We start from the raw sequence: 23592 nt of genomic DNA, 5'->3' as shown, positions 1-23592 counted from the left end.
CTAGCCGATCAGGTGTGGAATGCGCTGGAACAGCAGCGTGGTGAATTCAACCAGGTGGCCGATCAGCAGGCTGCCCAGCGCGAACAGCACCGCGGTCAGCGCTGCCGCTTTGGCGACGAAGGCAATGGTCGGTTCATTGAGCTGGGTCGCGGCCTGCACCACGCCCACCACCACGCCCACCACCAGCACGGTGAGCAGCAGCGGGCCGGCGACCCACAGCACGGTGATCAGGCCGCCACGCAGTTCGGTCAAGGCAAGTTCGGGAGACATTCGGGTTCCATCTGCTTGTGCAGCGTCGAGCCATGCTCGACGGCGCTTTGTGGGGATATCAGGCCGGATTGAAGCTGGCCGCCAACGTGCCCACGGTCAGCACCCAGCCATCGACCAGCACGAACAGCAGGATCTTGAACGGCGCCGACACCAGCATCGGCGAGAGCATCATCATGCCCATCGACATCAGCACGCTGGCCACAACCAGATCGATGATCACGAACGGGATGAAGATCAGGAAGCCGATCTCGAAGGCGGTCTTCAGTTCGCTGGTGACGAACGAGGCGACCAGCACCGGGAACGGGATCGCGTCGGGGCTGGCGTAGGTGCCATGCCCGGCGATGCCGGCGAAGGTCATCAGGTCGGTCTCGCGGATCTGCGCCAGCATGAACCCGCGCAGCGGCTGCGTGGTCAGCGTCCAGGCGGTCTGGAAGTCGATGTCGCCGTTGAGGTAGGGCGCCATGCCCGCGCTCCACGCCTTGTCCCAGGTCGGCATCATCACCATCGCGGTGAGGAACAGGGCCAGGCCCAGCAGCACCTGGTTGGACGGCGTCTGGCCGGTACCCAGCGCCTGGCGCAGCAGGCCCAGCACGATGATGATGCGGGTGAACGAGGTCAGCACCAGCAGCATCGACGGGATCAGGGTGATCGCCGTCATCAGCAGCAGGGTCTGCAGCGGCAGGCTGACCGGCTGGCCGCCGATCTTGCCGACATTGACGTCCGGCAGCGGGGTGGCCGGGGCACCGGGCGCGGCGAACGCCAGCGCCGGCAACAGGCACAGGGCAAGCAACAGCAGCCACGGCATCAGGGTGGCAAGACGGGTACGGGTGACACGCATGTCAGGGATCCTTGCGCAGCCGCTGCTGCAGCAGCTGGGCGAAATTCGGCAGGTTCTTGAAGTCCGGCACGCGCACCGGTGCCGGCGGCGGCAGCGGTTCGGGCAGGGCATGCAGGGTGTTGATGCCGCCGGCGGTGACGCCCAGCAGCAGTTGCTGGCCATTGACCTCCACCACTACCACGCGCTCCTTGGCGCCGACGCTGAGGCTGGCCACCAGCTTCATGCCTTCGGCCGGGCGGAAGCCGCTGCCGGGCATGCGCTTGAGCAGCCAGCCCAGGCCGATCACCAGCGCCAGCACCGCCAGCAGCGCCAGCACCGCGCCGAACAGGCTGGGCGCGGCGGCCGCATGCTGACCGACCTGCGGACCGATCGGGGCGGCGGTCTTGCCGACCGCCAGCAGGGTGGAGGCCAGCGGGCTCAACGCAGTCTCCGGATCCGCTCGCTCGGGCTGACCACGTCGGTCAGGCGCACGCCGAAGCGGTCGTTGATCACCACCACTTCGCCGTGTGCGATCAGGGTGCCGTTGACGAACACGTCCAGCGATTCGCCGGCGCCGCGCTCCAGTTCCACCACCGAGCCCTGGTTGAGCTGCAGCAGGTTGCGGATCGGCAGGCGGGCACGACCGACCTCCAGCGACAGGGTCACCGGCACGTCGAGGATCACGTCCAGGTTCAGGTCCGGACCGTTGGCCTCGTCGGCCTGCAGGCTGCTGAACTGGGCCGGGGTCGGTTCGAGGGCGTCGATATCGTTCATTGCGGGTCTTCCTGGATGACGGGTACGCGCGGGCGGGTGCCCGGCGGATGGGTAGCGGTGATCTTCACGGCGTTCATGCCGTTGGCGATGCCGAACTCGCCGGTGAACACCGGAATGTTCTCCACGCACAGCGGCACCTGCGGGCTCAGCTCGATCGGCAGGATGTCGCCGACCTTCAGCTGGGTCAGGTCGCGCAGGGTCATGCGCTTGCTGGCCAGTACGCTGGACAGGGTGACTTCGGCGATGTTGAGCTGCTCGCGCAGGGTCTTGCCCCAGCTCTCGTCGCGGTCGTTGCGGTCGCTCTGGATGCCGGCATCGAGCAGTTCGCGGATCGGTTCCAGCATCGAATAGGGCAGGGTGACGTGGATGTCACCGCCGCCGCCGTCGAGCTCGACGTGCAGGCGGCACACCACCACGTATTCGCGCGGGGTCACGATGTTGGCGAAATGCGGGTTGATCTCCGAGTTGATGTACTCGAAGTCGACGTCCATCACCGGTGCCCACGCTTCGCGCAGATCGGCGAAGGTCTGCTTCAGCAGCAGGTGGATCACCCGCATTTCGGTGGCGGTGAACTCGCGGCCCTCGATGCGGGTGGGGTAGCGCCCGTCGCCGCCGAAGAAGTTGTCGACGATGGCGAACACCAGGGTCGGCTCGAACACGATCAGGCCGGTGCCGCGCAACGGCTTGAAGCGGATCAGGTTCAGGTTGGTCGGCACATACAGCGAGTGCATGTAGTCGTTGAACTTGATCAGTTCGATGCCGCGCACCGACAGCTCGGCCGAGCGCCGGATCAGGTTGAACAGGCCGATCCGCCACAGGCGCGCGAAGCGCTCGTGGACCATTTCCAGGGTCGGCATGCGACCACGGATGATGCGGTCCTGGCTGGCGAAGTCGTACGAACGCGCTTCGCCTGACGGGGGTTCCGCATCGGTCTCGACCGCGCCACTGTCCACGCCGTGGAGCAGGGCATCGATCTCGTCCTGGGACAGCAGATCATTCATCGGTGGGCCCTTACTGGGTCACGAAGCTGGTGAACAGCAGATCGTCGGCGCCGTTGCTGCCGGTCTCGGCCTTGAGCACCTTCTGCACCTCGGCCAGCGAACTGGCCTGCAGCTTCTGCTTGCCGGCGACATCGGCGATCTGGTCCGGGCTGACCTGCGAGAACAGCATCAGCAGGCGCGCGCGGATGGCCGGGGCATGGGTCTTGATCGCTTCCAGTGCGGCCGGGTCGCGGGTCATCAGCTGGACCTCCAGCTGCAGGTAGCGCGGGCCGTCGACCGGGCCATTGAGGTTGACCACGAACGCCGGGTCCAGCGCGAAGTACTGCGCCGGGGCCGGGGTCGCGCTCTTCTTCGGCGCCTGCGCGGTCTTCTCTTCGTGCTTGGACTGGGTGAAGAACCACACGCCGCCACCAGCGGCAGCGGCAGCCAGTACGGCCACCAGTGCGGTGATCAGGATCGGACTGCGCGGCTTGGCGGCCTTGTCCTTCTCGGCGGTCTTCTTGGTTTTGTCAGCGGCTGCGGCCACGGGGTGAAGCTCCTGAGGGTTGCTTCACCGGGATATGCAAGGGGTGTGCCGAAGGCGGGGCAGTGGGGTGCGACGGAATTCCGTCGGAGGCGCGGACGGGAGGGTGCCGATCCTCGCTGGCGCTGGTGCAGGGTGCCCGGGCGGGTGCCAAGCGCCCAGCGCTGGTGGGTGCCAACCTTGGTCGGCACGCCTGTCAGGCGTAGGCGTCCAGCAAGCCGCGCTGGCGGATCAACTGTGCGGCCGACACGCTGGTGTCGCCCGGCGTCGGTTCTCCGTCGCGGGTGAGGCCGCTGCCACCGGGCTGGCCCGACGCATTGCCGTCACCGCCCGGTGCCTGGTGGCCGACGTCGGCGTGGGCCAGCTGGAAGCCCTGTTCGCCCAGCAGCTCGCGCAGCCGCGGAAGGCTGCTTTCCAGTGCCTGCCGCACGTCCACGTGCGGGCTGCTGAAGCTGGCATGCACCTTGTCGCCGTTCAACTGCAGGCGCACATCGACCGGTCCCAGGTCGTCCGGGCTCAGGCGGATGTGGGCGTGGCCGATCTTCTGGTCGGCCAGCCAGCCCAGGCGTGCGCCGATGGCCTGATCGAAGCCCTCGTCACCGAGCACGGGCTTGGGCGTCGGTTCGCCATTGAAGATCGCGGTGCCGGTGGCGAGTGCGGCCTTCAGGTCCTGCACGGCGGCCGCTGGCGGTGCGTGCAGCAGCGGCGCACTGGCGCGGTCGCCAACGGCGGCCACGTCGCTGCCTTCGGCGCGCTCGCTGCGCTTGCCGGGCAGGATCATCTCCGGCAGGGGCAGTGCGGTGGCGTCGTCAGCGTTGGTGGGCGCCGGTTTGCCGTCGGCCGCCACTGGCGCTGCGCTTGCCGCTGCCGGCGCGGCTGCAGGCAGTGCCGTGTTCGCGGCAGGGGGAGCGGGCAGCGCGCTACCGTCGCTGGCCAGCGATGGCGCAGCGGTGGTCGGCAGGGCGGCGGCCGGATCCACGGGCGTCGGCATCGCCAGCACCAGGCCGGCCAGGCCGAGCGGTGGCCACGGGGCGTCCTCGGTTGCGGCAGGCTTGTCCTTGTCGGTGCCGGCTCCAGCCGGGGTCACGGCAACGGGCGGCAGCGGCGTCGTTTCAGCGGTTGCCGCTTCGCCGTCTGCGCTGCGTTCGCCCGGTGCCTGGCCATGGCTGTCGGCGGTCGATGGCTGGCTGGGCGTGGATGGCGTCTGCGTCGGCGTCGCGGCGCCGCCGGCAGGCGCAGGTGAAGAGGGTGCGCCACCCTGCAGCAGTTGGCTGAAGTCCTTGCCGCCTTCGCTGCGCGGGGCACGCGCAGCGCTGTTGCTGGCGGCTGGCGTGGCGGTGTTGGCGCTGCTGGCGAGCGGAGCGGGCATCACGGGCGGCCTCCCTGCTCGGTGCCGTCCTGATCTTCGGCCTGCACCAGGCGCGCACGCCGCGCACCGATATCGTCCATCTCGCGCTGGTCGCGGCGGTCGGTCACCACCTTTTCCTGCGCGCGGTAGCTGGCGGCCAGCTGCTCCAGCACCGCCTTGTCACGGCTGGCCAGGATCAGGCGCGCGCGCTCGGCCTCCACTTTTTCGCGGTTGCCGTTGACCGTGGCCTGCTGCTGCTCGACCGCGCTGTCCAGGCGATCAAGGAAGGCGCGGCGGTTCAGCAGCTGTGCCGGGCTGGTCGCTGCCATCTGGGCGTTGGCGTACTCCTCGGCATAGCGGCGCAGTTCGTCCAGGCGCGACAGATGGGTGTCGAGCACGCGCTGGCGTTCGGCCAGGTCGCGGGCGACCGCGTCCTCGTGTTCCTGGGCCCGCTTGAGCAGGGGATCGATGCGCTTGGACTGGTTCATGGCTTAACTCTCTTGTTCCACCAGGCGCTGCAGCGCCGCCTGGCTGTGCGGGAGATCTGCGGCCTTGGCAACGTCCTGGCCGAGGAACTCCATGATTTCCGGCCAGCGTTCCAGGGCTTCGTCGGTGGCCGCGTCGTTGCCGCGCTGGTAGGCACCGATCGCGATCAGGTCCCGGTTGGCCGAGTAGGCCGAGACCAGTCGCTTCAGCTTGCGGATGCGCAGGCGCCACGGCTCGTCGGCGATTTCCGTGACCACGCGGCTGACCGACGATTCGACGTCGATGGCCGGGTACAGGCCGCTGTCGGCCACGCGGCGCGAAAGCAGGATGTGGCCATCGAGGATCGCGCGCGCGGCGTCGGCGATCGGGTCCTGTGGATCATCGCCTTCGGTCAGTACGGTGTAGAACGCGGTGATCGAGCCGCGGCCCTTTGCGCCGTTGCCGGCGCGCTCGACCAGCGCCGGCAGCTTGGCGAACACCGACGGCGGGTAGCCGCGGGTGGTCGGCGGTTCGCCAACCGACAGCCCGATCTCGCGCTGCGCCTGCGCAAAGCGGGTCAGCGAGTCCATCAGCAGCAGCACGTTCAGGCCCTGGTCGCGGAACCACTCGGCGATGGCGGTGGCACGGTAGGCACCGTGCAGGCGCGCCAACGGTGGCCGGTCGGCAGGGCTGGCCACCACCACCGCGCGGCGCAGGCCTTCCTCGCCCAGCGTGGTCTCGACGAAATCGCGTACTTCGCGGCCACGTTCACCGATCAGGCCGACCACGATCACATCGGCGGCGGTGTAGCGGGTCATCATGCCCAGCAGCGTCGACTTGCCGACGCCGGAGCCGGCGAACAGGCCGACACGCTGGCCGCGGCCGATCGGCAGCAGCGCGTTGATCGCGCGCACGCCCACGTCCAGCGGTTGGGTGATCGGTTCACGCGCCAGCGGGTTGATCGACACGCCGGCCATGCCAACGTGGCCTTCGGCGCGGATCGGCCCCTTGCCGTCCAGCGGCACGCCGTCGCTGTCGATGACGCGGCCGAGCAGGCCTTCACCCACTTCCACGCCGCCACGTCGCGCCGACGGCACCACCCGGGCATTGGGCAGCAGGCCGTGCAGTTCGGCGCTGGGCATCAGGTAGGTGCGTTCGCCGGCGAAGCCGACCACTTCGGCATCGACCCAGCCGCCATCGACCACTTCCACCTTGCAGCTGGCGCCCAGCGGCGCCTCGCAGCCGACCGCTTCCAGGGTCAGGCCGACCGCGCGGCGCAGCACGCCCTCGCGGATCAGCCCACGGCCATGCGCGGTATCCACGCGCAGGCCATCCAGGCGCCGGGCCAGGCGCAGGTTGCGGGCCACGGCCCAGTCGGCCGGCGGCGTCGTGGTTTGCGGTGCAGCGCTCATGCCGTCGCTCCGGTCTGGCGGATCACCGCATCCAGCGCACCGCGCAGGCGGGCTTCCAGGGTGCCATCGATGCGCACCGCTTCGGCGTGCACGCGCAGGTCGCCACGGCTGAGGCTGGTATCCGGTACTAGGCGCTGCGCCGGCGACAGGTTCAGCAACGGGGCGAGCGCGGCGATGTCATCCGGATGCAGCCGCACTTCCACCTCGCGCGTGCTGCCGCCCACGGCGTCGATCGCTTCGCCGACCAGCTGCGCCAGCAGTGCCGGCTCCGCCTCGTAGGCGCGGCCGACCAGCGCCCCGGCGATGCGCACCGCCAGTTCACCAAGGGCGCCGACCACTTCGTTCTCCAGCCGCACCAGCGGCCGGCTGAAGTTGTCGAGGATGCCTTCGATCTGCGCGGCGAGGCGACGCACCTCGGCCTGGCCCTGGCCGTAGCCTTCGGCATGGCCCTGATCGAATCCTTCCTTCTCGGCGCTGTCCTGGATCGCCTGGATTTCCTCCAGGGTCGGCAGCTGCAGCGGCGGCTCCGGTTCGTGTTCCGGGTCCGGCTCGGTGAGTTCGAACGCGTCCTCCTGCTCCAGCAGCGGTTCGGGCTGGGCCAGCAGGTCCGGGGCAAGCCAGCGCACGACGTTGCTCACAGCATGGCCTCCGCGCTGCCGCCGATGGTGACGGTGCCTTCATCGGCCATGCGCTTGACGATGGCCAGGATCTCGCGCTGCGCGCCTTCCACGTCGGACAGGCGCACCGGTCCGCGGGCCTCCATGTCTTCCAGCAGGATCTCGGCCGCGCGCTGCGACATGTTGCGGGTGATCTTGTCACGCACCTTGATGTCGGCGCCGCGCAGGGCCAGGCCCAGGCGCTCGCCGCTGACTTCGCGCAGCACCAGCTGCATCTCGCGGTCGTCCAGGTCGACCAGATCGTCGAAGACGAACATCAGGTCCTGGATGCGGTTGCTCAGCGGCGCATCGATGCGCGCGATCTCGCCCAGGATGGCCTGGTCCTGGCCGCTGTCCATGAAGTTCAGGATGTTGGCCGCGCACTGCACGCCACCGATGTTCGACGACTTCAGGTTCTGGTTGCCGGCGAACTGGCGCTCCATGATCTCGTTGAGTTCATTGAGCGCGTTCGGCGGGATGCCGTCGAGGGTGGCGATGCGCAGCAGCACGTCCACGCGGGTGCGATCGGGCAGCAGCTTCAGCGCGTCGGCGGCCTGGTCGGTTTCCAGGTGCGCCATCACGATGGCGATGATCTGCGGATGCTCGTTGCGCACCAGGTCGGCCACCGCGCGCGGGTCCATCCACTTCAGCGCGTCCAGGCCGGTGGTGTTGCGGCCCAGCAGGATGCGGTCGATCAGGTTGCCGGCCTTCTCGCTGCCCAGCGCCTGCACCAGCATGTTGCGGATGTAGTCGTCCGAGCCCACGCCCAGCGAGGTCTTCGAGCCCAGCTCCTGGCCGAACTGGTCCATCACCCGTTCCACCTGCTCGCGGGTGATGTCGGTCATCGTGGCCATGGCGATGCCGATCTTCTGCACTTCCTTGGGTTCCATGTGGCGCAGCACTTCGGCCGCGTCCAGCTCACCCAGCGAAAGCAGCAGTACGGCGGCGCGCTGCACGCCGGTCAGGGTTGCCTCAGTCATTGGCCACCCAACCCTTGACCACCTGGGCCACGCGCTTGGAGTCGGTCTTCACGGCTTCACGCGCCATCCGCAGTCGTTCCTCATAAGAATCCACCGGCAGGGCCAGTGCGTCCGGCCCGGCCAGGCTGGCCCGGTCGGCGCCCAAGGCCGGCAGCGGGGTGCCATCGTCATCGACCAGCTGCACGTCTGCGGTGTGCGGCTCCAGTGCCTGCGGGTCGTCCTTCCTGTTCTGGCCGGTGATCGCGCGCAGCGCCGGGCGCAGTACGCCGAACAGCAGCGCCAGCACCACCACCGCGCCCAGCAGCATGCGGCCGGCATCGTGCACCCACGGCAGCTCCCACCACGCCGGGCCTTCCTCAGGCGTGGTCTCGCGCACGAACGGGGCATTCATCACCGACACGGTGTCGCCACGCTCGGCGTTGAAGCCGACGGCCTGCTTGACCAGCGCTTCGACGCGGGTCAGTTCGGCAGCCGACAGCGGCTGCGGGCTCATCTTGCCGTTGGCACCGGCACGCGGCACATTGTCCACCAGCACCGCCACCGAGACGCGCTTGATGCGGCCGGCCGGCTGGCGGGTGTGCTGCAGGGTGCGGTCCAGCTCGTAGTTGCGGGTGGCGTTCTTGCTGCTTTCGGTCGGGGCCTGCGCGGTGGCCGGTGCGGCCTGCTGGCCCGGCGGGCTGTTGCTGGTCGCGCCCGGCACGCCCTGCGGGCCCGGGGTGCTGGTGGTGTTCTCGCTCATCTGCTCGCTGCGCAGCTTCTGCGGTTCACCGTTGTAGAGCTCACGGGCTTCCTCGGTCACCGAGAAATCCATGTCCACGCTCACTTCCGGATTGACCCGGCCGGGGCCGGTCATCGGCTCCAGCAGCTCGCGGATGCGCTGGTTGAACGAGGTTTCCTGGCGGCGCACCTGCTCGAACTGGGCGGCGTTGACCGCCGCTTCGCTGTTCGGGTCGGTGATGCTGAGCATGCGCCCGCTCTGGTCGACCACGGTCACCCGTTCCGGCGCGAGGTCCGGAATGCTGGCCGCGACCATGTGCACGATGGCGTCCACCTGGCTGCGTTCCAGTTGCTGCCCGCCCCGCAGTTCCAGGGTGACCGAGGCGCTGGCCACGTCACGCTGGCGGGTGAACGCGCTGGGCTTGGGAATGGCCAGGTGCACGCGTGAATCACGCACCGGGCGCAGCGTGTTGATGGTGCGCGACAGCTCGGTTTCCAGTGCGTGCTGGTAACGCGCACTTTCCACGAACTGGCTGACGCCGAAGCCGGGATCGCGCTCCATCAGCTCGAAGCCGAGCTTGCCGCTGTCGGTCAGGCCGGAGCCGGCCAGCTTCAGGCGAGCGTCGTGCAGGTTCTTTTCCGGCACGGTGATGCCACCGGTGGCCGGGTCGAGTGCGAACGGAATCTGCGCGGCGCGCAGCAGGTCGGTCGCTTCCGCCGTCGCCTTCTGGTCCAGGCCGGTGTACAGCGGGACCATGCCCGGCTTCTGCGACCAGAAGAACACGGACAGGCCTGCCGCCACCGCCACCGCGATCATTGCCATCAGGCCCAGCCGACGGGTGATCTGCAGACTCTGCAGGCGGTCGAACCACTGCCCGGCCTTCTCGGCGTTCAGGCTGTCCTTGGAGAGCGTCAGTGCCATGCGTCTCTATTCCTTACAGCGGCATGTTCATCACGTCCTGGTAAGCCTGGACGAGACGGTTGCGGACTTCCACGGTGGCGCGGAAGGCGATCTGGGACTGCTGCGAAGCGACCATCACCTTGGCCAGGTCGGCGCTGGGGTCGCCCATCTCGAAGGCCTTGGCGAGGGCGCCGGACTTCTGCTGCGCATCGTTGACGCCGGCAATCGCACCACGCAGGGTTTCGGTGAAGCTGGCCGGCTGCACCTGCGGCGCGTCCAGCACCGTGCCCGGCAGGGCATTGCTGCGCGGCGTTTCGCCCAGCGGGTTGAGCGCCGGCTGTCCCATCTGGGTCTGATAGGAGCGGATCTGCGAAAGGATCGAAGTGACGGAGTGGGACATCTGCAACGGTTCCAGAAACAGGGATGGGGTTGTCTGCTGTAGCCAGTGCAAGTGCCGTGCCGAAACCGGTTTTCGATTCAGTGACGTGAGGAGATTGGATGTGCGTGCGGGGTTGCACCCCGCGCCCCGCGGTGGTGCCGGCCGCTGGCCGGCAACCTCAACGGCAACGGCCGAAGCCGGAGCAACAGCAGAAGCGGGTCTGCGGAGGGATGGCGGGGTGGGTCCGGTTACGGGGACGCCGTAAACCCGTCCTTGGGGGCTTGGCCGCGGCATTCATGCCGCGGACACCCCGCAACCGGGCCCACCCCGCCTTCGACAGGTGGCCGCGATCTGTTGGAACCTGCTACTGATGGTTGGTGCCGACCGTTGGTTGGCACGGGGTCGGATCCCGTTGCAACGCAACGGGCTCTGACCCCATTGGCGGCGTCATTTAACCGGCGTCGGTTTTCTGGCCTATGGCTGCAGGGTCCATCGGCCGGAATTCTGGCGCTGGCGCGGTGCGATGGGGCCGTCATGCTGGGTGTAGATGAAACGGCCCTGGCGGTCGCTCTGACAGGTCAGCAGCAGGGTGTAGTGGGCGGGGCCGGCCGGATGGGCCTCGGTCATCTGGATTTCCGTGATATGCGGGGCCAGACGCTGGTAGCGGTAGCTGCCGGCGATGCGGAGGTCGGTGCCGAGGATGTCCAGCACGTACTGGCTGCCAGCAAAGCTGAGCTGCACCATGCGTCCGGCGTTGGGGTTGTCCGGCGCGTGCAACGGGTCGCTGAGGTTGGTGAACTGTCGTTGGTCGAGCGTGGCGGGCAGGGTGCAGTTGGCCGCGGTGGCCAGGGCTGGGCAGAGCAGGGCGGCGAGCAGGGCAAGGCGATGCATGGTGGGACCTCGTTGGGGTGTCCTTGCCATGCTCCGCACTGCGGCCGGGTTGTCTCTAGGAAAACGTGGAAATGAAGCGGGGTCAGCTGACCACGATGGCCTCATCTTCGTTTCCGGAATTGCGCTCCCGGCCAACCGTCGACACTGGCGTTTGAGGTGCGCTCCTTCACTTCCTGGAGCCACGCTTCGAAAAAGTCACTCGGCAGGAGATCCTCGGTATTGGTGAAATGAAGGTCATGGCTGAACTTGAGGCTTAGCTTTCCAGTAACGGCGTCGAAGTGCGCCTTTAGCTGGGTAGGAGGCTCCCGATTGTGACCTTCATGAAGCTCAATCAAGCGGTCAAAGTCGTCCAGAAGAAGGTTCAGCAAGGCGAACCCACGGTCATCTGATACATCAAACTGCTGCCCATCCCGGGTGACGGGAGAGTCGTTCAACTCGTGAATCCTGTAGATGCCACTACCTATTTCATAGAAGACGTCTGCAGAGGAAGTACCAGCTTCCGCTGCGCCGTACAGGTACACACCATCCACGCGATTCTCTCCGTACTCCAGACAAACGCTGAGCATGGATTCCAGTATTTCCTGCATGGAGCCTTCAAAGGTCTCGCTCATGACATTCCTCGGTGGCAATCGCAACCCTTGAGGCTATTGCGTCCCGGAGCGAAGCGCATTGGGAATAGTTGCAAATCCCACAAACACCAACGCCCGGGCAAGCCCAGGCGTTCGTGCCCCCTTCATGCTGGTAGCGCGGTTCAGCCGGCCAGCTCGGCCTGCTCGCGCTCGATGCCGTACTTGCGCAGCTTTTCCACCAGGGTGGTGCGGCGCAGGCCAAGCAGCTGGGCGGCGTGGGCGACCACGCCCTGGGTGCGTTCCAGTGCTTCGTTGATCAGGCCCAGTTCGATGTTGGCCATGTGGTTGCGCAGGTCCAGGCCATCGTCGGGCAGTGCCGCCGGCGCCGCCGGGCGATTGACGGCGATACCGTGTTCCAGCGCCGGCTGGTTGCCGCTGCCCGGGGTGTGGAACGAGAAGCTGCGCAGGTCCAGGCGGTCTTCGCTGGCCACCGGTGCTGCCGGTGCCGGTGCGGCCACCGCGGCCAGTGCGGCGTCGCCACGATAGCGGGCCGGCAGGTCCTGTACGCGCACCGAGCCACCCGGATGCAGCACCGCCAGGCGCTCGACCAGGTTGGTCAGCTCGCGCACGTTGCCCGGCCATTCGTAGCTGGACAGCGCCTGCAGCGCTTCGGGAGTGAAGCGCACTTCGCCACGGCCGGTGCGGGCCAGCTGCGCGGCGATGGTTTCCACCAGCGCCGGCAGGTCCTCGCGGCGCTCGCGCAGCGCGGGCACTTCGATCGGGAACACGTTGAGGCGGTAGAACAGATCCTCGCGGAACTTGCCCTCGGCGATGCGGGTCTCCAGGTCGCGGTGGGTCGCGGCCACCACGCGCACGTTGCAGCGGATGGTCTGGTTGCCACCGACGCGCTCGAAGCTGCGTTCCTGCAGCACGCGCAGCAGCTTCACCTGCATCGGCAGGCTCATGTCGCCGATTTCGTCGAGCAGCAGGGTGCCGCCCTCGGCCATTTCGAAACGGCCCTTGCGCGCGGTCAGTGCGCCAGTGAAGGCACCCTTTTCGTGGCCGAACAGTTCGCTTTCCAGCAGGTCGGCCGGAATGGCGCCGCAGTTGATTGCCACGAACGGGCCATCGCGGCGCGGCGAGCGCTGGTGGATCGCGCGTGACACCACCTCCTTGCCGGTACCGGATTCACCCAGCACCAGCACGGTGGTATCGAACGCGGCCACCTGTTCGATCATTGTGCGCAGCGCGGTCACCGCCGGGCCGTTGCCGGTCGGGCCCTGGTCCTGCGCGGCACCGGCCTGGTGCTCGGCGTCCAGGCGCTTGAGGCTGGCACGGCGCAGCAGGGCCTCCATCTGCGCATGGCGCAGCGGCGTTTCCAGCGGCCAGATGTTGGCTTCGTGCAGGCCGTGCTGCAGGGCAAACGCAGCGGCATCACCGTCGGCCAGCAGCACCGGCGGCGGCAGGCTGCTGCCTCCCAGCCAGTGGTACAGCGCGGTACTGGCAGCGCTGTCGTCCAGGCTGCCGACGATCACCGCCATCCAGTCGTTCTGGCGCTGGCGGCCCAGGTCGAAGTCGGCTGCGTCGGACACCCAGCGCGGGTTGAAGTCCATGAATTCCAGCAGGGCAACGGTGCGCTCTGCGCGCACGGCGTCGTTGTCCAGCACCAGGATGCGCGATTCGCTCACGACTGTTCCTCCCTGAGGCCTTCCAGGATCGGCATGACTTCCTGGATGTAGGACAGCTTGCTGACAAAGTTGTCGGCGCCGGCGCGCAGCGCGTGTTCGCGGTGCTCGGCGTCGTCGAAGTGGCTGGCGATCACGATGTACGGCGCATCGTCCTGCGACTTGATCAGGCGGGTGGCCTGCAGGCCGCCCATTTCCGGCATGGCCAGATCCATCAACACCACCTGCGGGCGCAGCGTTTCCGAGCGCTCGATCGCTTCCAGGCCGTTGCCGGCGCTGCCGACGATCTGCAGCCAGTCGATCTTGCGGAAATGGCGCATCGCCGCGTTGATGAAGCCCTCGTGGTCATCGACCAGCAGGACCGTGAGCTTGTTCATGTCCAACATCCTTTTCAGCCCACCCGGGCCAGCTGGGGTTGCCTGGCGCTGAGCCGGCGCCGTTCGCGGGCCGGGGCGATATCCAGTTGTTCTCGGTATTTTGCGACGGTTCGGCGGGCAATGTTCACCCCCTGGCGCGACAGCAGGCCGGCAATGGCCTCATCGGCCAGCGGGCGGCCGGCCGGTTCGGCGTCGATCAGGCGGCGGACCATGGCCTTCACCGCCTGGCCAGAGACGCTGGCGCCCTCCAGGCGCACGGCGAAGAAGTGCTTCAGCTCGAAGGTGCCGCGCGGGGTCTGCAGGAACTTGCCGGTGGTGATGCGCGAGACGGTGGACTCATGCATGCCGATTTCCTCGGCCACTTCCTTCAGGGTCAACGGCGCCATGGCCTCTTCGCCGCGCACCAGGAAGGCGGCCTGGCGCTCGACGATCACCCGCGCCGTACGCAGCAGGGTGTCGTAGCGCATCGACAGGCCACGGCTGAACCAGCGCGCCTCCTGCAGCATCTCGCGCAGCGCCGGGGCGGCGTCGCTGGTTTCGGCCAGCACCTGTTCGTACTGGCTGTTGATCGACACGCGACGGCTGGTGGCCGGGTTCAGGGCGACCTTCCACTGCCCGTCGGCGTGCCAGGCGACGACGTCCGGCACCACCACCGCGTTGCGTTCGGGCAGCAGGCTGTCGCCCGGGCGCGGCTGCAGCGAGAGGATCAGGCGCACGGCCTCGCGGACGTCGTCGATCTCGGCATCGTGCAGGCGGGCGAGGGCGGGGTAGTCGTGCGCGGCCAGCGCTTCGAGCGCGCCGTCGAGAATGCGGGCGGCCAGGTGGCGGGCCGGCACGACGCCGTGCAGGCTGCGCAGTTGCGCCTGCAGGCCTTCGCGCAGGTCCTGGGCGGCCATGCCTGCGGGCTCGCCATGCAGCAGCTGCTGGCGGATGGCTTCCACCCCGTCGGCAGCGATGTCGAACTGGGCACTGGCCAGCAGCTGCAGCTGTGCCAGCGGCGCCTGCAGGTAACCTGCCTCATCGCACTGGTCCAGCCAGAAGGCGGCGACCGCCAGCTGGCGATCGTCCATGTCCAGCGACAGGCGCTGCAGCACGCGCAGCTGCGGGTCGGTCGACTCGCCGGCGGCGATGCGCGCCATGCGGTCGTCGTCGCCGTCCTGCCAGCTGGCACCGGCCACGTCCCACATCGACGGCTCGGGCAGCTCGTCAAAGGCGGCGGTATCGATCGTGGAAGTGCTGGCTTCGGTGGCGTCGGCAGCAGGGGCCTCGGCCTCTTCGATCTCCAGCAGCGGATTGGAGTCCAGCAGGCGCTGGATTTCCTGCTCCAGGTGCAGGCCATCGAGCTGCAGCAGCCGGATCGACTGCAGCAGTTGCGGGGTGAGGTGGAGTTGCTGGCCCAGCTGGGTCGAGAGTGCAGCCTTCATCGTGGTTCCCCGGCACCGCTCCCCGGCGCCTTGTGGAACGCATCTTGCTTTTCATCCGGCGAGGACGGAATCGGGGGGTTCCTGATGCATTTCGTGGAACTCCCGACAGGGTGTAGGGGGATTCCCTACACGGACGCGGGAAATTGACGAAATGCGACGCCAAGTCATTGATTCGTCGTGGCGAAGCCGGTGGGCGCGCGGCGGCTGCGGTACGGATTCCTGTCAGGGAATGTCGGGGTGACGGGATTTCGTCGCCGATGCAGGGTGTCGCAGGGTCAGGTCCTTTTCCACGGGAAAGGGCGCTGACCCCGGGACCGGCGCTCACTCGAGCTCGTGCTGATGGCGCGCGGCCAGCAGCAGCAGGTCATTGGCGCGGCGGCAGCCCAGCGATTCCATCATCCGCGCGCGATGGGTTTCCACCGTCTTGACGCTGATGCCGAGATCGGCGGCGATTTCCTTGTTGCTCTCGCCCTTGCCGATGCGGCGCAGGATCTCGCGCTGGCGCGGTGAGAGCGCGGCGATGCCGGTGGGTTTCTCGCGGCCCAGCATCGGCGCCAGCATCTTGGCCGAGATCTGCGGGCTCAGGAACACCTGGCCGGCGTGCGCGGCGCGCAGTGCCAGTTCCAGTTCCTGCGGTGCGGCGTCCTTCACCACGAACCCGACAGCTCCACGATCCAGCGCATCGCGCACGTGGGCAGCATCGTCGTGCATGGTCATCATCACCACCCGGGTACCGGGAGCACGCAGGCGGATGTCGCTGAGCGCTTCCAGGCCGGTGCGGCCCGGCAGCGAGAGGTCCATCAGCACCACGTCCGGTGCGTGCTGCAGGGACAGCTGCAGTGCCTGTTCGGCGTTGCTGGCCTCGGCGACGAGCTGCACGTCGGCAAACCCCTGCAGCAGCCGCGCCAGGCCGGCGCGGACAAGGGTGTGATCGTCGACGATGAGAACTCGCACAGGCACGCAGCAGATCCGTGTAGGGGCATCCACCTTAACTTAGCTGAACGGGCGCGCCAAGGGTCGGCCGTGCAGCGCCAAGGGGACGGGTTTCAGCGTGCGCGGCGTGCCTCGGCCACCTGGCGGCGGTGCAGGCGGAACAGGTGCCGCTCCATCGCCATCTCCAGGCCATCGCCCAAGCGCTGGAAGCGCAGCCACAGGAAGTGCCCGCCGCTACCGTCGGCGGCTTCCGCGACGACCTCCACCGGCAGGTCGATGTGGTCGGGCAGCCAGTCGCTGGGCTGCAGGCGCACCACCCCGGCCTGGCCGGGGCTGGCGCCGCTGCGCGGACCCAGCTGCAGGCGGATGCCGCGCCGCGACCAGCGCACCGGGCGCAGCGTCAGTTCCTGGCCCTGCTGGCGTACCAGCCGGCCAAGCAGCACCATCGCCAGGTCCAGCTTGGCTTCCAGCCGCTGCAACTGCAGGCTGGCTTCGTTGCGTTCGTCGTGCTCGTCGACGCGGCTGTCCTCGACCAGTGCCAGGCTGCGCAGCAGGCCTTCGGCACTGCTGGTGCGGCCGGCTGCGCTGCCTGCCTGGAACTCGGCCGGCAGCGCCAGTTCGCAGCTGAGCGTTTCGTCGAACAGCTCGCTTTCGGCCGGATGGTGCAGCGACGTGGTCGGCAACTGGGTCATGCCAGCGATTCTGCCTGCAGGTAGGCATGCGCGGCGCGAAGGGAGCGCTGGCCATCGTTCATCTGCGCGGCTACGGCGTCGCGGCGCTGGCGCAGCAGGCCCAGCAGGCTCTGCTGGCGCTCGAACAGGGCGCTCAGCGGCGCGTGGTCGGCCGCGGTCAGCGGCTGGCTGAGCAGGGCGTGCAGGGTGCTGTCGTGGCCGTCGAGCAGGCTGTCGGCCCGGTCGAGCGCATCATCGCCCAGCGCCTTCTCGAAGGCATCCAGCTGCGCATGCAGCGCGTGCAGGCTCATGGTGCCACCGCGGCGGGGCGGCGCTGTTCGTGCGGGATCGCGTTCCAGGCGCTGTCGATCTCGCCCAGCAGCTGCAGCGATTCATCCAGCGCGGCGCGGTCGTTGTGCAGGTTGGCTTCGGTCAGGCGCTGCAGCACGTAGTCGTACAGTGCCGACAGGTTGCCGGCGATCTCGCCGCCGGCCTCGTGGTCCAGCGAGCCGTTGAGGTGGCCGACGATCGCGCAGACTTCGCCGATCGCCTTGCCCTTGCCGGCCTGGTCACCGCGTTCAAGGCTGGCCAGGGCGCGGCGCACGCGCTCCAGCGCGCCGGCCAGCAGCATCGCCACCAGCTTGTGCGGATCGGCATCGGCGACCGCACTGGTCACCCCCACCTGGCGGTACTGCTCGGCATATTGACGGCTGGAACCGTACATTCGTGATTCTCCTTGCGCGGGGTGCCGTCGGGTGATCGCGGGGACCGGTGCCGACGGCGCGGCGATGATTGCTGTTGCGTCCGTTATCGGTGCATGGCGCGGCAAACTTGAGTGCCTCGCACGTTCCGTCAGCGGTTCAACTGGGCCAGCTGCTGCTGCAGCGCGGTGTTGCTCTGCTGCAGCTTGCCCATCAGGCTGTCCAGCGCCAGGAACTGCTTCTTGTAGCGCTCTTCCACGCTCTTCATGCGCGTGTCGAGGTCCTTGCGGCGCTTGTCGATGTTGTCCAGCGTGGTGTTCAGGCCCTTGGTGCGGGCAACGAAGGCACCTTCCTTGCCGACCGTGGTGCTCACATAACCGTCAACCAGCGTGTACAGCTTGCCGGCACCGCCGGTATCACCGGTGATCGCCTGGCGCATCTTCTCTGGCTGGCTGGCCAGGGCGGCGGCGAACTTGGTGGTGTCCAGGATCAGCGTGCCGTCAGCGTTGGGGTAGCCGCGGGTGTCCAGGCCGATCGCCTTGGCATCGAGCTTGTCACCGGCCAGGTCCTTGAGCACGCTCGACATCACCGAGCGCAGCTGGCTGGTGGCGCCGCGCATCTGCGCATCGCCGGTCAGCGTGGAGGCTTCCTTGCTCTTGGCGTCGTACTTGGTTTCGGTGTTGATGGCCGCCAGTGCGGCGTTGTACGCGGTGACGAACTCCTGCATCACCTTGGTCGCCGCAGCAGTGTCGGTGCTGATGGTCACCGTGCTGGTGCCCGGCATCTTCAGGTTCAGGGTCAGGCCCGGGACCGCATCGGCCACCGTATTGCTGGCGCTGACGACCTTGACGCCATCGATGGTCAGCTCGGCATCGGCGGCGGCGGTGTTCTGCTTCAGGCTGTTGACCAGGCCGCCCAGTTTGGCATCGCTGCCGCCGTATTCGAGCTTGATCGCGTTGGCGGCACCGGTCTTCTCCTGGGCGATCGACAGGTACTGGTTGTCGCCGGAACTGATCAGGGTGGCCTGCACGCCTTCCTTGCGGCCGGCCGCGTCGATCTTGTTGCGGATGGTGGTCAGCGTGTCGCCGTCCTCCACCTCCACGTTCATGGTCTTGGCGTTGTCGCCCACGCCGACGGTCAGCGTCAAGGTTCCGGCAGCAAACGTGTCGGTCTTGGGTACCGAAGTATCGGCGATCAGCTTGTGCGCGGTGGCCAGCGAGGTGACGTTGACCACGTGCGTGCCGTTGGAGGCCGCCGCCTTGGTGGTGCCGACGTCATACAGCGCGACCGAGGCCGTCAGGATCTCGTCGGTGCCCTTGTCGCCGCCCTTGCTGGCGGTCACCGTGCGCGTGTCGAACGCGGTGCTGGCCTTCAGCGCGGTCAGCGCCGTCTTCAGCTTGTCGAAGGCCGCGGTGACGGTGCCGATCGACGACAGCTGCATCTTGGCCTTGGACTGCTGCAGGTTCAGCGCATTGTCGGCGGGCTTGCGGTCAGCTGCGACCAGCTGGTTGACGATGCTGGAAATGTCCAGTCCCGAGCCGATGCCACCGTATCCAAAGTCTGCCACGTCGTTTCTCCTGGTATCCGGGCCTGGCCGCTGTGCGGTGGCCCGTCGTCAACGAAAATAGCGGCCTGCGCCGCTGGGTCTTGAGGACTTCGTTGATGCACGTGCCGTGCCAATGCTCTGGCGCAGGTTCTGGCACGCGGGTTGCAGGAGGTCTGGGGCAGGGTGCGGGTGGGTTCACCGCGGGCTGCCGGGGGTCTGCAAAAAACCCTCCCCCAATGCAGGGGAGGGATCAGGCTACTGACAATCGGGGGGAGACGAAGCCGCCCGGTACGTACAGTCAAAGGTACAGCGCTGAAAGAGAGGTCCGCAGGAGCGGGCGATGCCAAGCCGGTTCGGGAGTGATCCCGGGCCGGGCATGGCCCGCGCCTTCGTGCATCGTGGCTTCCCGGTTGCCGCTACCGTCGGTTCGATCCGACGGTAGCGGCGCCTTCTTGCCGTGGATCAGCGCAGCAGGCTGAGCACGCCCTGCGGCACCTGGTTGGCCTGGGCCAGCATGGCCGTACCGGCCTGCTGCAGGATCTGGGTGCGGGTCAGTTCGGCGGTTTCCTTGGCGAAGTCGGTGTCCTTGATGCGGCTGCGCGACGCCGACAGGTTTTCCGACGAGGTCTGCAGGTTGGCCACCACCGAGGTGAAGCGGTTCTGGATCGCACCGAGGTCGGCACGGGTGCTGTTGATCGCACCCAGGGCCTTGTCGACCACTTCCAGGGCCTGCTGGGCGCCGAGCACGGTGCTCACGTCCAGCTTCTGCACGTTGGCCGCCGTATCGGCGCCAGCGGTGTAGGCGCCTGCCGCAGCCGCGGTACCCCAGGTCTTGGCGGTCGCGTCGTAGTCGCTGCGCATCAGCGCGATGTCGGCAGCGGCAACGGCCTTGCCTTCCTTCACCGAGCTCAGCTTCAGCGTGCCGTCGGCATTGGCTTCGGCGTAGATGCCGGCCTCGCCGATCTTGGCGTTGATGGCGGTGGCGACGGCCTTGGAGGCATCGGCCGTGGTGGCGCCGGCCTTCACTTCAACCGTGCCGATGTCCACGCCCATCACGGTGCCGGAGAAGCGGGCACCGTCGGTGCTGGCAGCCAGGGCAGCCGTCGCGCCGGTGGCGAAGGTCGAGGTGCCCAACGAGCCGGCCTTGGCATCGATGGTCTTGTCGATGGCGATGGCCTGGCCGGCGTTGGCGCCGACCTGGAACAGCTGGCTGGAGAACGAACCGTCCAGCAGCTTGGTGCCGTTGAAGTCCGACTGCTTGGCAACGCGGTCGATTTCGCTGACCAGCTGGGTCACTTCGGCCTGCAGCGCCTTGCGGTCGCTGGCCGAGTTGGTGGCGTTGGAAGCCTGCACCGACAGCTCGCGGACGCGCTGCAGGTTGTTGCCGATTTCGGTCAGCGAGCCTTCGGCGACCTGGGCCAGCGAGATGCCGTCGTTGGCATTGCGGATGGCGACGTCGGTACCGCGGATCTGCGTGCCGAAGCGCTCGGAGATCGCCAGACCGGCGGCGTCGTCCTTGGCGCTGTTGATGCGCGAACCGGAGGACAGGCGCTGGATGGTGGTAGCCAGCGAGCTGCCGCTGGTGCTCAGGTTGCGCTGAGCATTCAGAGACATGGTGTTGGTGTTGATGACTTGTGCCATGGTGCTTTTCCTTTGGCGAAGGTGGAACGTGTTTCAGGATCCGGGCGCCGCGTCATGCAGCGCCCGGAGGTCGATCATCGAGCGGATCAGCGCAGCAGGCTGAGCACGCCCTGCGGCACTTGGTTGGCCTGGGCCAGCATGGCCGTACCGGCCTGCTGCAGGATCTGGGTGCGGGTCAGTTCGGCGGTTTCCTTGGCGAAGTCGGTGTCCTTGATGCGGCTGCGCGATGCCGACAGGTTTTCCGACGAGGTCTGCAGGTTGGCCACCACCGAGGTGAAGCGGTTCTGGATCGCACCGAGGTCGGCGCGGGTGCTGTTGATCGCACCCAGGGCCTTGTCGACGATTTCCATCGCCTGCTGGGCACCCTTCACGGTGCTGACGTCCAGGTCGCTGGCGTACTTGGCGGCCGGGGCGGCGGTGGACGCGGTGAAGGTCGGCGCGGTGGCGCCGGTCCAGGTACCCGGGGTTGCGGTGATGGCCTTGAACGAACCATCGGCGTTGACGCTGTCCTTGACCGAGGTCAGGGTGACGCCCGCGGTGCCGTTCACTTCGGCGTAGACGCCGGTTTCGCCGATCTTGGCGTTGATCGCGGTGACCAGCGCTTCGCGCGAGGCCTTGCCGGTGGCAGCGGCGTCGGCGCCCTGCTTGACCGAGACGTCGGCAATGGCAACGCCGTTGATCTGCAGGCCGCTGGTGCTGAAGTCCGCGTTGGTGCCCGGGTCGGCCAGGGCCAGCGCGTTGGTGTCGAACTTGGCGCCGCCCAGGGCATTGGCCTTGGCATCGATGGTCTTGTCGATGGCGATGGCCTGGCCGGCGTTGGCGCCGACCTGGAACAGCTGGCTGGAGAACGAGCCGTCCAGCAGCTTGGTGCCGTTGAAGTCCGACTGCTTGGCGACGCGGTCGATTTCGCTGACCAGCTGGGTCACTTCGGCCTGCAGCGCCTTGCGGTCGCTGGCCGAGTTGGTGGCGTTGGAGGCCTGCACCGACAGCTCGCGGACGCGCTGCAGGTTGTTGCCGATTTCGGTCAGCGAACCTTCGGCGACCTGGGCCAGCGAGATGCCGTCGTTGGCGTTGCGGATGGCAACGTCGGTACCGCGGATCTGCGTGCCGAAGCGCTCGGAGATCGCCAGACCGGCGGCGTCGTCCTTGGCGCTGTTGATGCGCGAACCGGAGGACAGGCGCTGGATGGTGGTAGCCAGCGAGCTGCCGCTGGTGCTCAGGTTACGCTGAGCATTCAACGACATCGTATTGGTGTTGATGACTTGTGCCATGAGGAGAGGTCCTTGAGCGGTTGCACGTGAGTTGGGTTAGACGCCCCCGACGTGCCCCGGGGGCGGCTCATGTCAGCGCTGCAACAGGCTGAGCACGTTCTGCGGTACCTGGTTGGCCTGGGCCAGCATGGCCGTACCGGCCTGCTGCAGGATCTGGGTGCGGGTCAGTTCGGCGGTCTCCTTGGCGAAGTCGGTATCGCGGATGCGGCTGCGCGATGCGGACAGGTTCTCCGAGGAGGTCTGCAGGTTGGCCACCACCGAGGTGAAGCGGTTCTGGATTGCGCCGAGGTCGGCGCGGACGCTGTTGACCGATTCCAGGGCCTTGTCGACGATCGACATCGCCTTCTGTGCGCCTTCGGCGGTGGTGACGTTCAGGTCCTTGACGAAGCTGACCGCTGCACCGGTCAGGGTGCCGCCGTTGGTGCTGGTTTCGGTCAGGCCGAGGCCGGCGATGGTCGCAGCGGTGGCGCCGGCCGGCGGGGTGGCCGCGCTGACGCCCAGGGCGAAGGTCTGGCCGTCCTTGACCGAGGCCAGGCTGATGACGCCGGCATTGACCGAGGCCACCACACCGGTTTCACCCAGCTTGTTGTTGATCGCCGCGGCGGTGGCCGAGGTGATCGACTCGCCGGCCTTCACGGTGAAGTCGCTGATGGTGACCGTGGTGGCGGTGCCGCCCGGCGGGGTCACCGAGACCTGCAGGCCGGAGTAGGTGGTGTCGGTCGTCGCCTTGTCCACCGCCAGTGCGGTGCCGGTGTAGCCGTTGGCGAAGGTGGCCGCACCCAGCGAATCGGCCTTGGCATTGACCACGCTGTTGATCGCGATGGCCTGGCCGGCGTTGGCGCCCACCTGGAACAGCTGGCTGGTGAAGCTGCCATCGAGCAGCTTGGTGCCGTTGAAGTCGGCCTGCTTGGCGACGCGGTCGATTTCCGAGACCAGCTGGGTCACTTCGGCCTGCAGTGCCTTGCGGTCGCTGGCAGAGTTGGTGGCGTTGGAGGCCTGCACGCCCAGTTCGCGGATGCGCTGCAGGTTGTTGCCCACTTCGTTCAGCGAACCTTCGGCGACCTGGGCCAGCGAGATGCCGTCGTTGGCGTTGCGGATGGCCACGTCCAGGCCACGGATCTGGGTGGTGAAGCGCTCGCTGATGGCCAGGCCGGCCGCGTCGTCCTTCGCGCTGTTGATGCGCAGGCCGGACGAGAGGCGCTGGATGGTGGTGGCGAGCGAGCTGCCGCTGGTGCTCAGGTTGCGCTGAGCGTTGAGCGACATCGTATTGGTGTTGATTACCTGTGCCATGGGGTCGTCTCCTCTTATATGGAACCCGTTGGTGAATGGAACGAAGCGCCGCCTGTTTTTTTGTGTGGCTGTGTGCTTCGCCGTTGCCAAATGAATAACGGCGCTTTGTCAACAACCTTTAGCCGTGAATTCCGTTGAAGCCAGAATTCGTGGCCTGAAGCTGTTTTCCCGGGGTTTTCAGCCCTGATGCCAGGGTGGAAGCGGCCCCGGGCGGGGCGGTCGGGCAGGGCCTGACCAGCGCTGATGAAGGTATCGGCGGGGTCGGGCCGGGCTTGATGGAGAATCACGGAAATCGGCCGGCGACGGCCAGGTGGCCGCGCAGCGGCGGGCAGGCGCGCAAACGAAAAAGG

26 protein-coding genes are annotated in these 23592 nt (G+C 67.7%); all 26 read right to left on the bottom strand.

Going from position 1 to position 23592, the window contains the following annotated elements:
• The 26 genes from AC5P9I_RS20535 to AC5P9I_RS20410 all read right to left on the bottom strand — a co-directional run bounded on the left by AC5P9I_RS20535 (position 1) and on the right by AC5P9I_RS20410 (position 23242).
• Positions 1-270 carry a flagellar biosynthetic protein FliQ gene (locus tag AC5P9I_RS20535; RefSeq protein WP_005413254.1) on the bottom strand — a complete coding sequence of 90 codons (270 nt, stop codon included), beginning with the start codon at positions 268-270 and terminating at the stop codon, positions 1-3.
• A gap of 58 nt (positions 271-328) precedes the next feature.
• Positions 329-1108, bottom strand: a complete 780-nt coding sequence (fliP, locus tag AC5P9I_RS20530) for a flagellar type III secretion system pore protein FliP (protein WP_049466148.1) — start codon at positions 1106-1108, stop codon at positions 329-331.
• A gap of 1 nt (position 1109) precedes the next feature.
• On the bottom strand, positions 1110-1529 hold the full coding sequence (gene fliO / locus AC5P9I_RS20525) for a flagellar biosynthetic protein FliO (RefSeq protein ID WP_080473127.1): 420 nt from the start codon (positions 1527-1529) through the stop codon (positions 1110-1112).
• Positions 1526-1861, bottom strand: coding sequence for a flagellar motor switch protein FliN (fliN, locus tag AC5P9I_RS20520; protein ID WP_005409543.1), 336 nt, complete (start codon positions 1859-1861; stop codon positions 1526-1528). The genes fliO and fliN overlap by 4 nt, the downstream gene beginning before the upstream one ends.
• Positions 1858-2862 carry a flagellar motor switch protein FliM gene (fliM, locus tag AC5P9I_RS20515; protein ID WP_014647040.1) on the bottom strand — a complete coding sequence of 335 codons (1005 nt, stop codon included), beginning with the start codon at positions 2860-2862 and terminating at the stop codon, positions 1858-1860. Before fliM ends, fliN begins: the two co-directional genes overlap by 4 nt.
• A 10-nt stretch (positions 2863-2872) precedes the next feature.
• A complete protein-coding gene (locus AC5P9I_RS20510) occupies positions 2873-3388 on the bottom strand; it encodes a flagellar basal body-associated FliL family protein (RefSeq protein ID WP_049441913.1) in 516 nt (171 codons plus the stop codon).
• A 193-nt stretch (positions 3389-3581) separates the two neighbouring features.
• A complete protein-coding gene (locus AC5P9I_RS20505) occupies positions 3582-4754 on the bottom strand; it encodes a flagellar hook-length control protein FliK (protein ID WP_130768117.1) in 1173 nt (390 codons plus the stop codon).
• Positions 4754-5221, bottom strand: a complete 468-nt coding sequence (gene fliJ, locus AC5P9I_RS20500; RefSeq protein WP_021203862.1) for a flagellar export protein FliJ — start codon at positions 5219-5221, stop codon at positions 4754-4756. The genes AC5P9I_RS20505 and fliJ overlap by 1 nt, the downstream gene beginning before the upstream one ends.
• Before the next feature lie 3 nt (positions 5222-5224).
• Positions 5225-6610: a FliI/YscN family ATPase gene (locus AC5P9I_RS20495; RefSeq protein ID WP_049466155.1), complete on the bottom strand. Its 1386-nt coding sequence runs from the start codon at positions 6608-6610 to the stop codon at positions 5225-5227.
• Complete coding sequence (locus AC5P9I_RS20490; protein WP_130768116.1) at positions 6607-7248, bottom strand: FliH/SctL family protein; 642 nt, start codon at positions 7246-7248, stop codon at positions 6607-6609. The genes AC5P9I_RS20495 and AC5P9I_RS20490 overlap by 4 nt, the downstream gene beginning before the upstream one ends.
• Positions 7245-8231, bottom strand: coding sequence for a flagellar motor switch protein FliG (fliG, locus tag AC5P9I_RS20485; protein WP_024958226.1), 987 nt, complete (start codon positions 8229-8231; stop codon positions 7245-7247). Before fliG ends, AC5P9I_RS20490 begins: the two co-directional genes overlap by 4 nt.
• A 7-nt stretch (positions 8232-8238) precedes the next feature.
• Positions 8239-9885, bottom strand: coding sequence for a flagellar basal-body MS-ring/collar protein FliF (fliF, locus tag AC5P9I_RS20480; protein ID WP_049466159.1), 1647 nt, complete (start codon positions 9883-9885; stop codon positions 8239-8241).
• A gap of 13 nt (positions 9886-9898) precedes the next feature.
• Positions 9899-10264, bottom strand: a complete 366-nt coding sequence (fliE, locus tag AC5P9I_RS20475; RefSeq protein ID WP_014037113.1) for a flagellar hook-basal body complex protein FliE — start codon at positions 10262-10264, stop codon at positions 9899-9901.
• Between the two features lie 453 nt (positions 10265-10717).
• Positions 10718-11134, bottom strand: a complete 417-nt coding sequence (locus AC5P9I_RS20470; RefSeq protein WP_049466161.1) for a hypothetical protein — start codon at positions 11132-11134, stop codon at positions 10718-10720.
• Between the two features lie 101 nt (positions 11135-11235).
• Entirely contained in the window at positions 11236-11745 is a 510-nt protein-coding gene (locus tag AC5P9I_RS20465; RefSeq protein ID WP_049466162.1) for a hypothetical protein, read from the bottom strand.
• Positions 11746-11885: 140 nt separating this feature from the next.
• Positions 11886-13391, bottom strand: a complete 1506-nt coding sequence (locus AC5P9I_RS20460; protein WP_049466164.1) for a sigma-54 dependent transcriptional regulator — start codon at positions 13389-13391, stop codon at positions 11886-11888.
• Positions 13388-13765: a response regulator gene (locus tag AC5P9I_RS20455; protein WP_005409556.1), complete on the bottom strand. Its 378-nt coding sequence runs from the start codon at positions 13763-13765 to the stop codon at positions 13388-13390. Before AC5P9I_RS20455 ends, AC5P9I_RS20460 begins: the two co-directional genes overlap by 4 nt.
• Positions 13766-13779: 14 nt before the next feature.
• A complete protein-coding gene (gene rpoN, locus AC5P9I_RS20450) occupies positions 13780-15189 on the bottom strand; it encodes an RNA polymerase factor sigma-54 (protein WP_049466166.1) in 1410 nt (469 codons plus the stop codon).
• A 321-nt stretch (positions 15190-15510) separates the two neighbouring features.
• Positions 15511-16143, bottom strand: a complete 633-nt coding sequence (locus tag AC5P9I_RS20445; RefSeq protein WP_032959406.1) for a response regulator — start codon at positions 16141-16143, stop codon at positions 15511-15513.
• Between the two features lie 92 nt (positions 16144-16235).
• Entirely contained in the window at positions 16236-16814 is a 579-nt protein-coding gene (locus AC5P9I_RS20440) for a PilZ domain-containing protein (protein ID WP_049466167.1), read from the bottom strand.
• Entirely contained in the window at positions 16811-17104 is a 294-nt protein-coding gene (locus tag AC5P9I_RS20435; RefSeq protein WP_049466169.1) for a hypothetical protein, read from the bottom strand. Before AC5P9I_RS20435 ends, AC5P9I_RS20440 begins: the two co-directional genes overlap by 4 nt.
• Positions 17101-17517 (bottom strand): flagellar export chaperone FliS, encoded by a 417-nt coding sequence (gene fliS, locus AC5P9I_RS20430; protein WP_005416447.1) that lies wholly within the window; start codon positions 17515-17517, stop codon positions 17101-17103. The genes AC5P9I_RS20435 and fliS overlap by 4 nt, the downstream gene beginning before the upstream one ends.
• A 128-nt stretch (positions 17518-17645) precedes the next feature.
• Positions 17646-19061, bottom strand: coding sequence for a flagellar filament capping protein FliD (fliD, locus tag AC5P9I_RS20425; RefSeq protein WP_495217370.1), 1416 nt, complete (start codon positions 19059-19061; stop codon positions 17646-17648).
• A gap of 441 nt (positions 19062-19502) precedes the next feature.
• A complete protein-coding gene (locus AC5P9I_RS20420) occupies positions 19503-20681 on the bottom strand; it encodes a flagellin (protein ID WP_057494236.1) in 1179 nt (392 codons plus the stop codon).
• Positions 20682-20767: 86 nt separating this feature from the next.
• Positions 20768-21952: a flagellin gene (locus AC5P9I_RS20415; protein ID WP_057494235.1), complete on the bottom strand. Its 1185-nt coding sequence runs from the start codon at positions 21950-21952 to the stop codon at positions 20768-20770.
• A gap of 72 nt (positions 21953-22024) precedes the next feature.
• On the bottom strand, positions 22025-23242 hold the full coding sequence (locus tag AC5P9I_RS20410) for a flagellin (RefSeq protein WP_130768113.1): 1218 nt from the start codon (positions 23240-23242) through the stop codon (positions 22025-22027).
• Positions 23243-23592 lie beyond the last annotated feature (350 nt).

It is taken from the genome of Stenotrophomonas sp. YJH_SMC_29 (assembly GCF_059371235.1).
The sequence above is the reverse complement of the archived record's forward strand: the minus strand, read 5'-3'. Positions and strand labels throughout refer to the sequence as shown.

Excerpts from the sequence above, each read along its gene's own strand:
- AC5P9I_RS20435 (WP_049466169.1), bottom strand. The coding sequence starts at position 17,104 with ATGAGCCTGCACGCGCTGCATGCGCAGCTGGATGCCTTCGAGAAGGCG.
- AC5P9I_RS20535 (WP_005413254.1), bottom strand. The coding sequence starts at position 270 with ATGTCTCCCGAACTTGCCTTGACCGAACTGCGTGGCGGCCTGATCACC.
- AC5P9I_RS20440 (WP_049466167.1), bottom strand. The coding sequence starts at position 16,814 with ATGACCCAGTTGCCGACCACGTCGCTGCACCATCCGGCCGAAAGCGAG.
- AC5P9I_RS20505 (WP_130768117.1), bottom strand. The coding sequence starts at position 4,754 with ATGCCCGCTCCGCTCGCCAGCAGCGCCAACACCGCCACGCCAGCCGCC.
- AC5P9I_RS20420 (WP_057494236.1), bottom strand. The coding sequence starts at position 20,681 with ATGGCACAAGTCATCAACACCAACACCATGTCTCTGAATGCTCAGCGC.
- fliE (WP_014037113.1), bottom strand. The coding sequence starts at position 10,264 with ATGTCCCACTCCGTCACTTCGATCCTTTCGCAGATCCGCTCCTATCAG.
- fliS (WP_005416447.1), bottom strand. The coding sequence starts at position 17,517 with ATGTACGGTTCCAGCCGTCAATATGCCGAGCAGTACCGCCAGGTGGGG.
- fliM (WP_014647040.1), bottom strand. The coding sequence starts at position 2,862 with ATGAATGATCTGCTGTCCCAGGACGAGATCGATGCCCTGCTCCACGGC.
- fliF (WP_049466159.1), bottom strand. The coding sequence starts at position 9,885 with ATGGCACTGACGCTCTCCAAGGACAGCCTGAACGCCGAGAAGGCCGGG.
- AC5P9I_RS20465 (WP_049466162.1), bottom strand. The coding sequence starts at position 11,745 with ATGAGCGAGACCTTTGAAGGCTCCATGCAGGAAATACTGGAATCCATG.
- fliJ (WP_021203862.1), bottom strand. The coding sequence starts at position 5,221 with ATGAACCAGTCCAAGCGCATCGATCCCCTGCTCAAGCGGGCCCAGGAA.
- AC5P9I_RS20415 (WP_057494235.1), bottom strand. The coding sequence starts at position 21,952 with ATGGCACAAGTCATCAACACCAATACGATGTCGTTGAATGCTCAGCGT.
- rpoN (WP_049466166.1), bottom strand. The coding sequence starts at position 15,189 with ATGAAGGCTGCACTCTCGACCCAGCTGGGCCAGCAACTCCACCTCACC.
- AC5P9I_RS20455 (WP_005409556.1), bottom strand. The coding sequence starts at position 13,765 with ATGAACAAGCTCACGGTCCTGCTGGTCGATGACCACGAGGGCTTCATC.
- AC5P9I_RS20470 (WP_049466161.1), bottom strand. The coding sequence starts at position 11,134 with ATGCATCGCCTTGCCCTGCTCGCCGCCCTGCTCTGCCCAGCCCTGGCC.
- AC5P9I_RS20495 (WP_049466155.1), bottom strand. The coding sequence starts at position 6,610 with ATGAGCGCTGCACCGCAAACCACGACGCCGCCGGCCGACTGGGCCGTG.
- fliP (WP_049466148.1), bottom strand. The coding sequence starts at position 1,108 with ATGCGTGTCACCCGTACCCGTCTTGCCACCCTGATGCCGTGGCTGCTG.
- fliN (WP_005409543.1), bottom strand. The coding sequence starts at position 1,861 with ATGAACGATATCGACGCCCTCGAACCGACCCCGGCCCAGTTCAGCAGC.
- AC5P9I_RS20410 (WP_130768113.1), bottom strand. The coding sequence starts at position 23,242 with ATGGCACAGGTAATCAACACCAATACGATGTCGCTCAACGCTCAGCGC.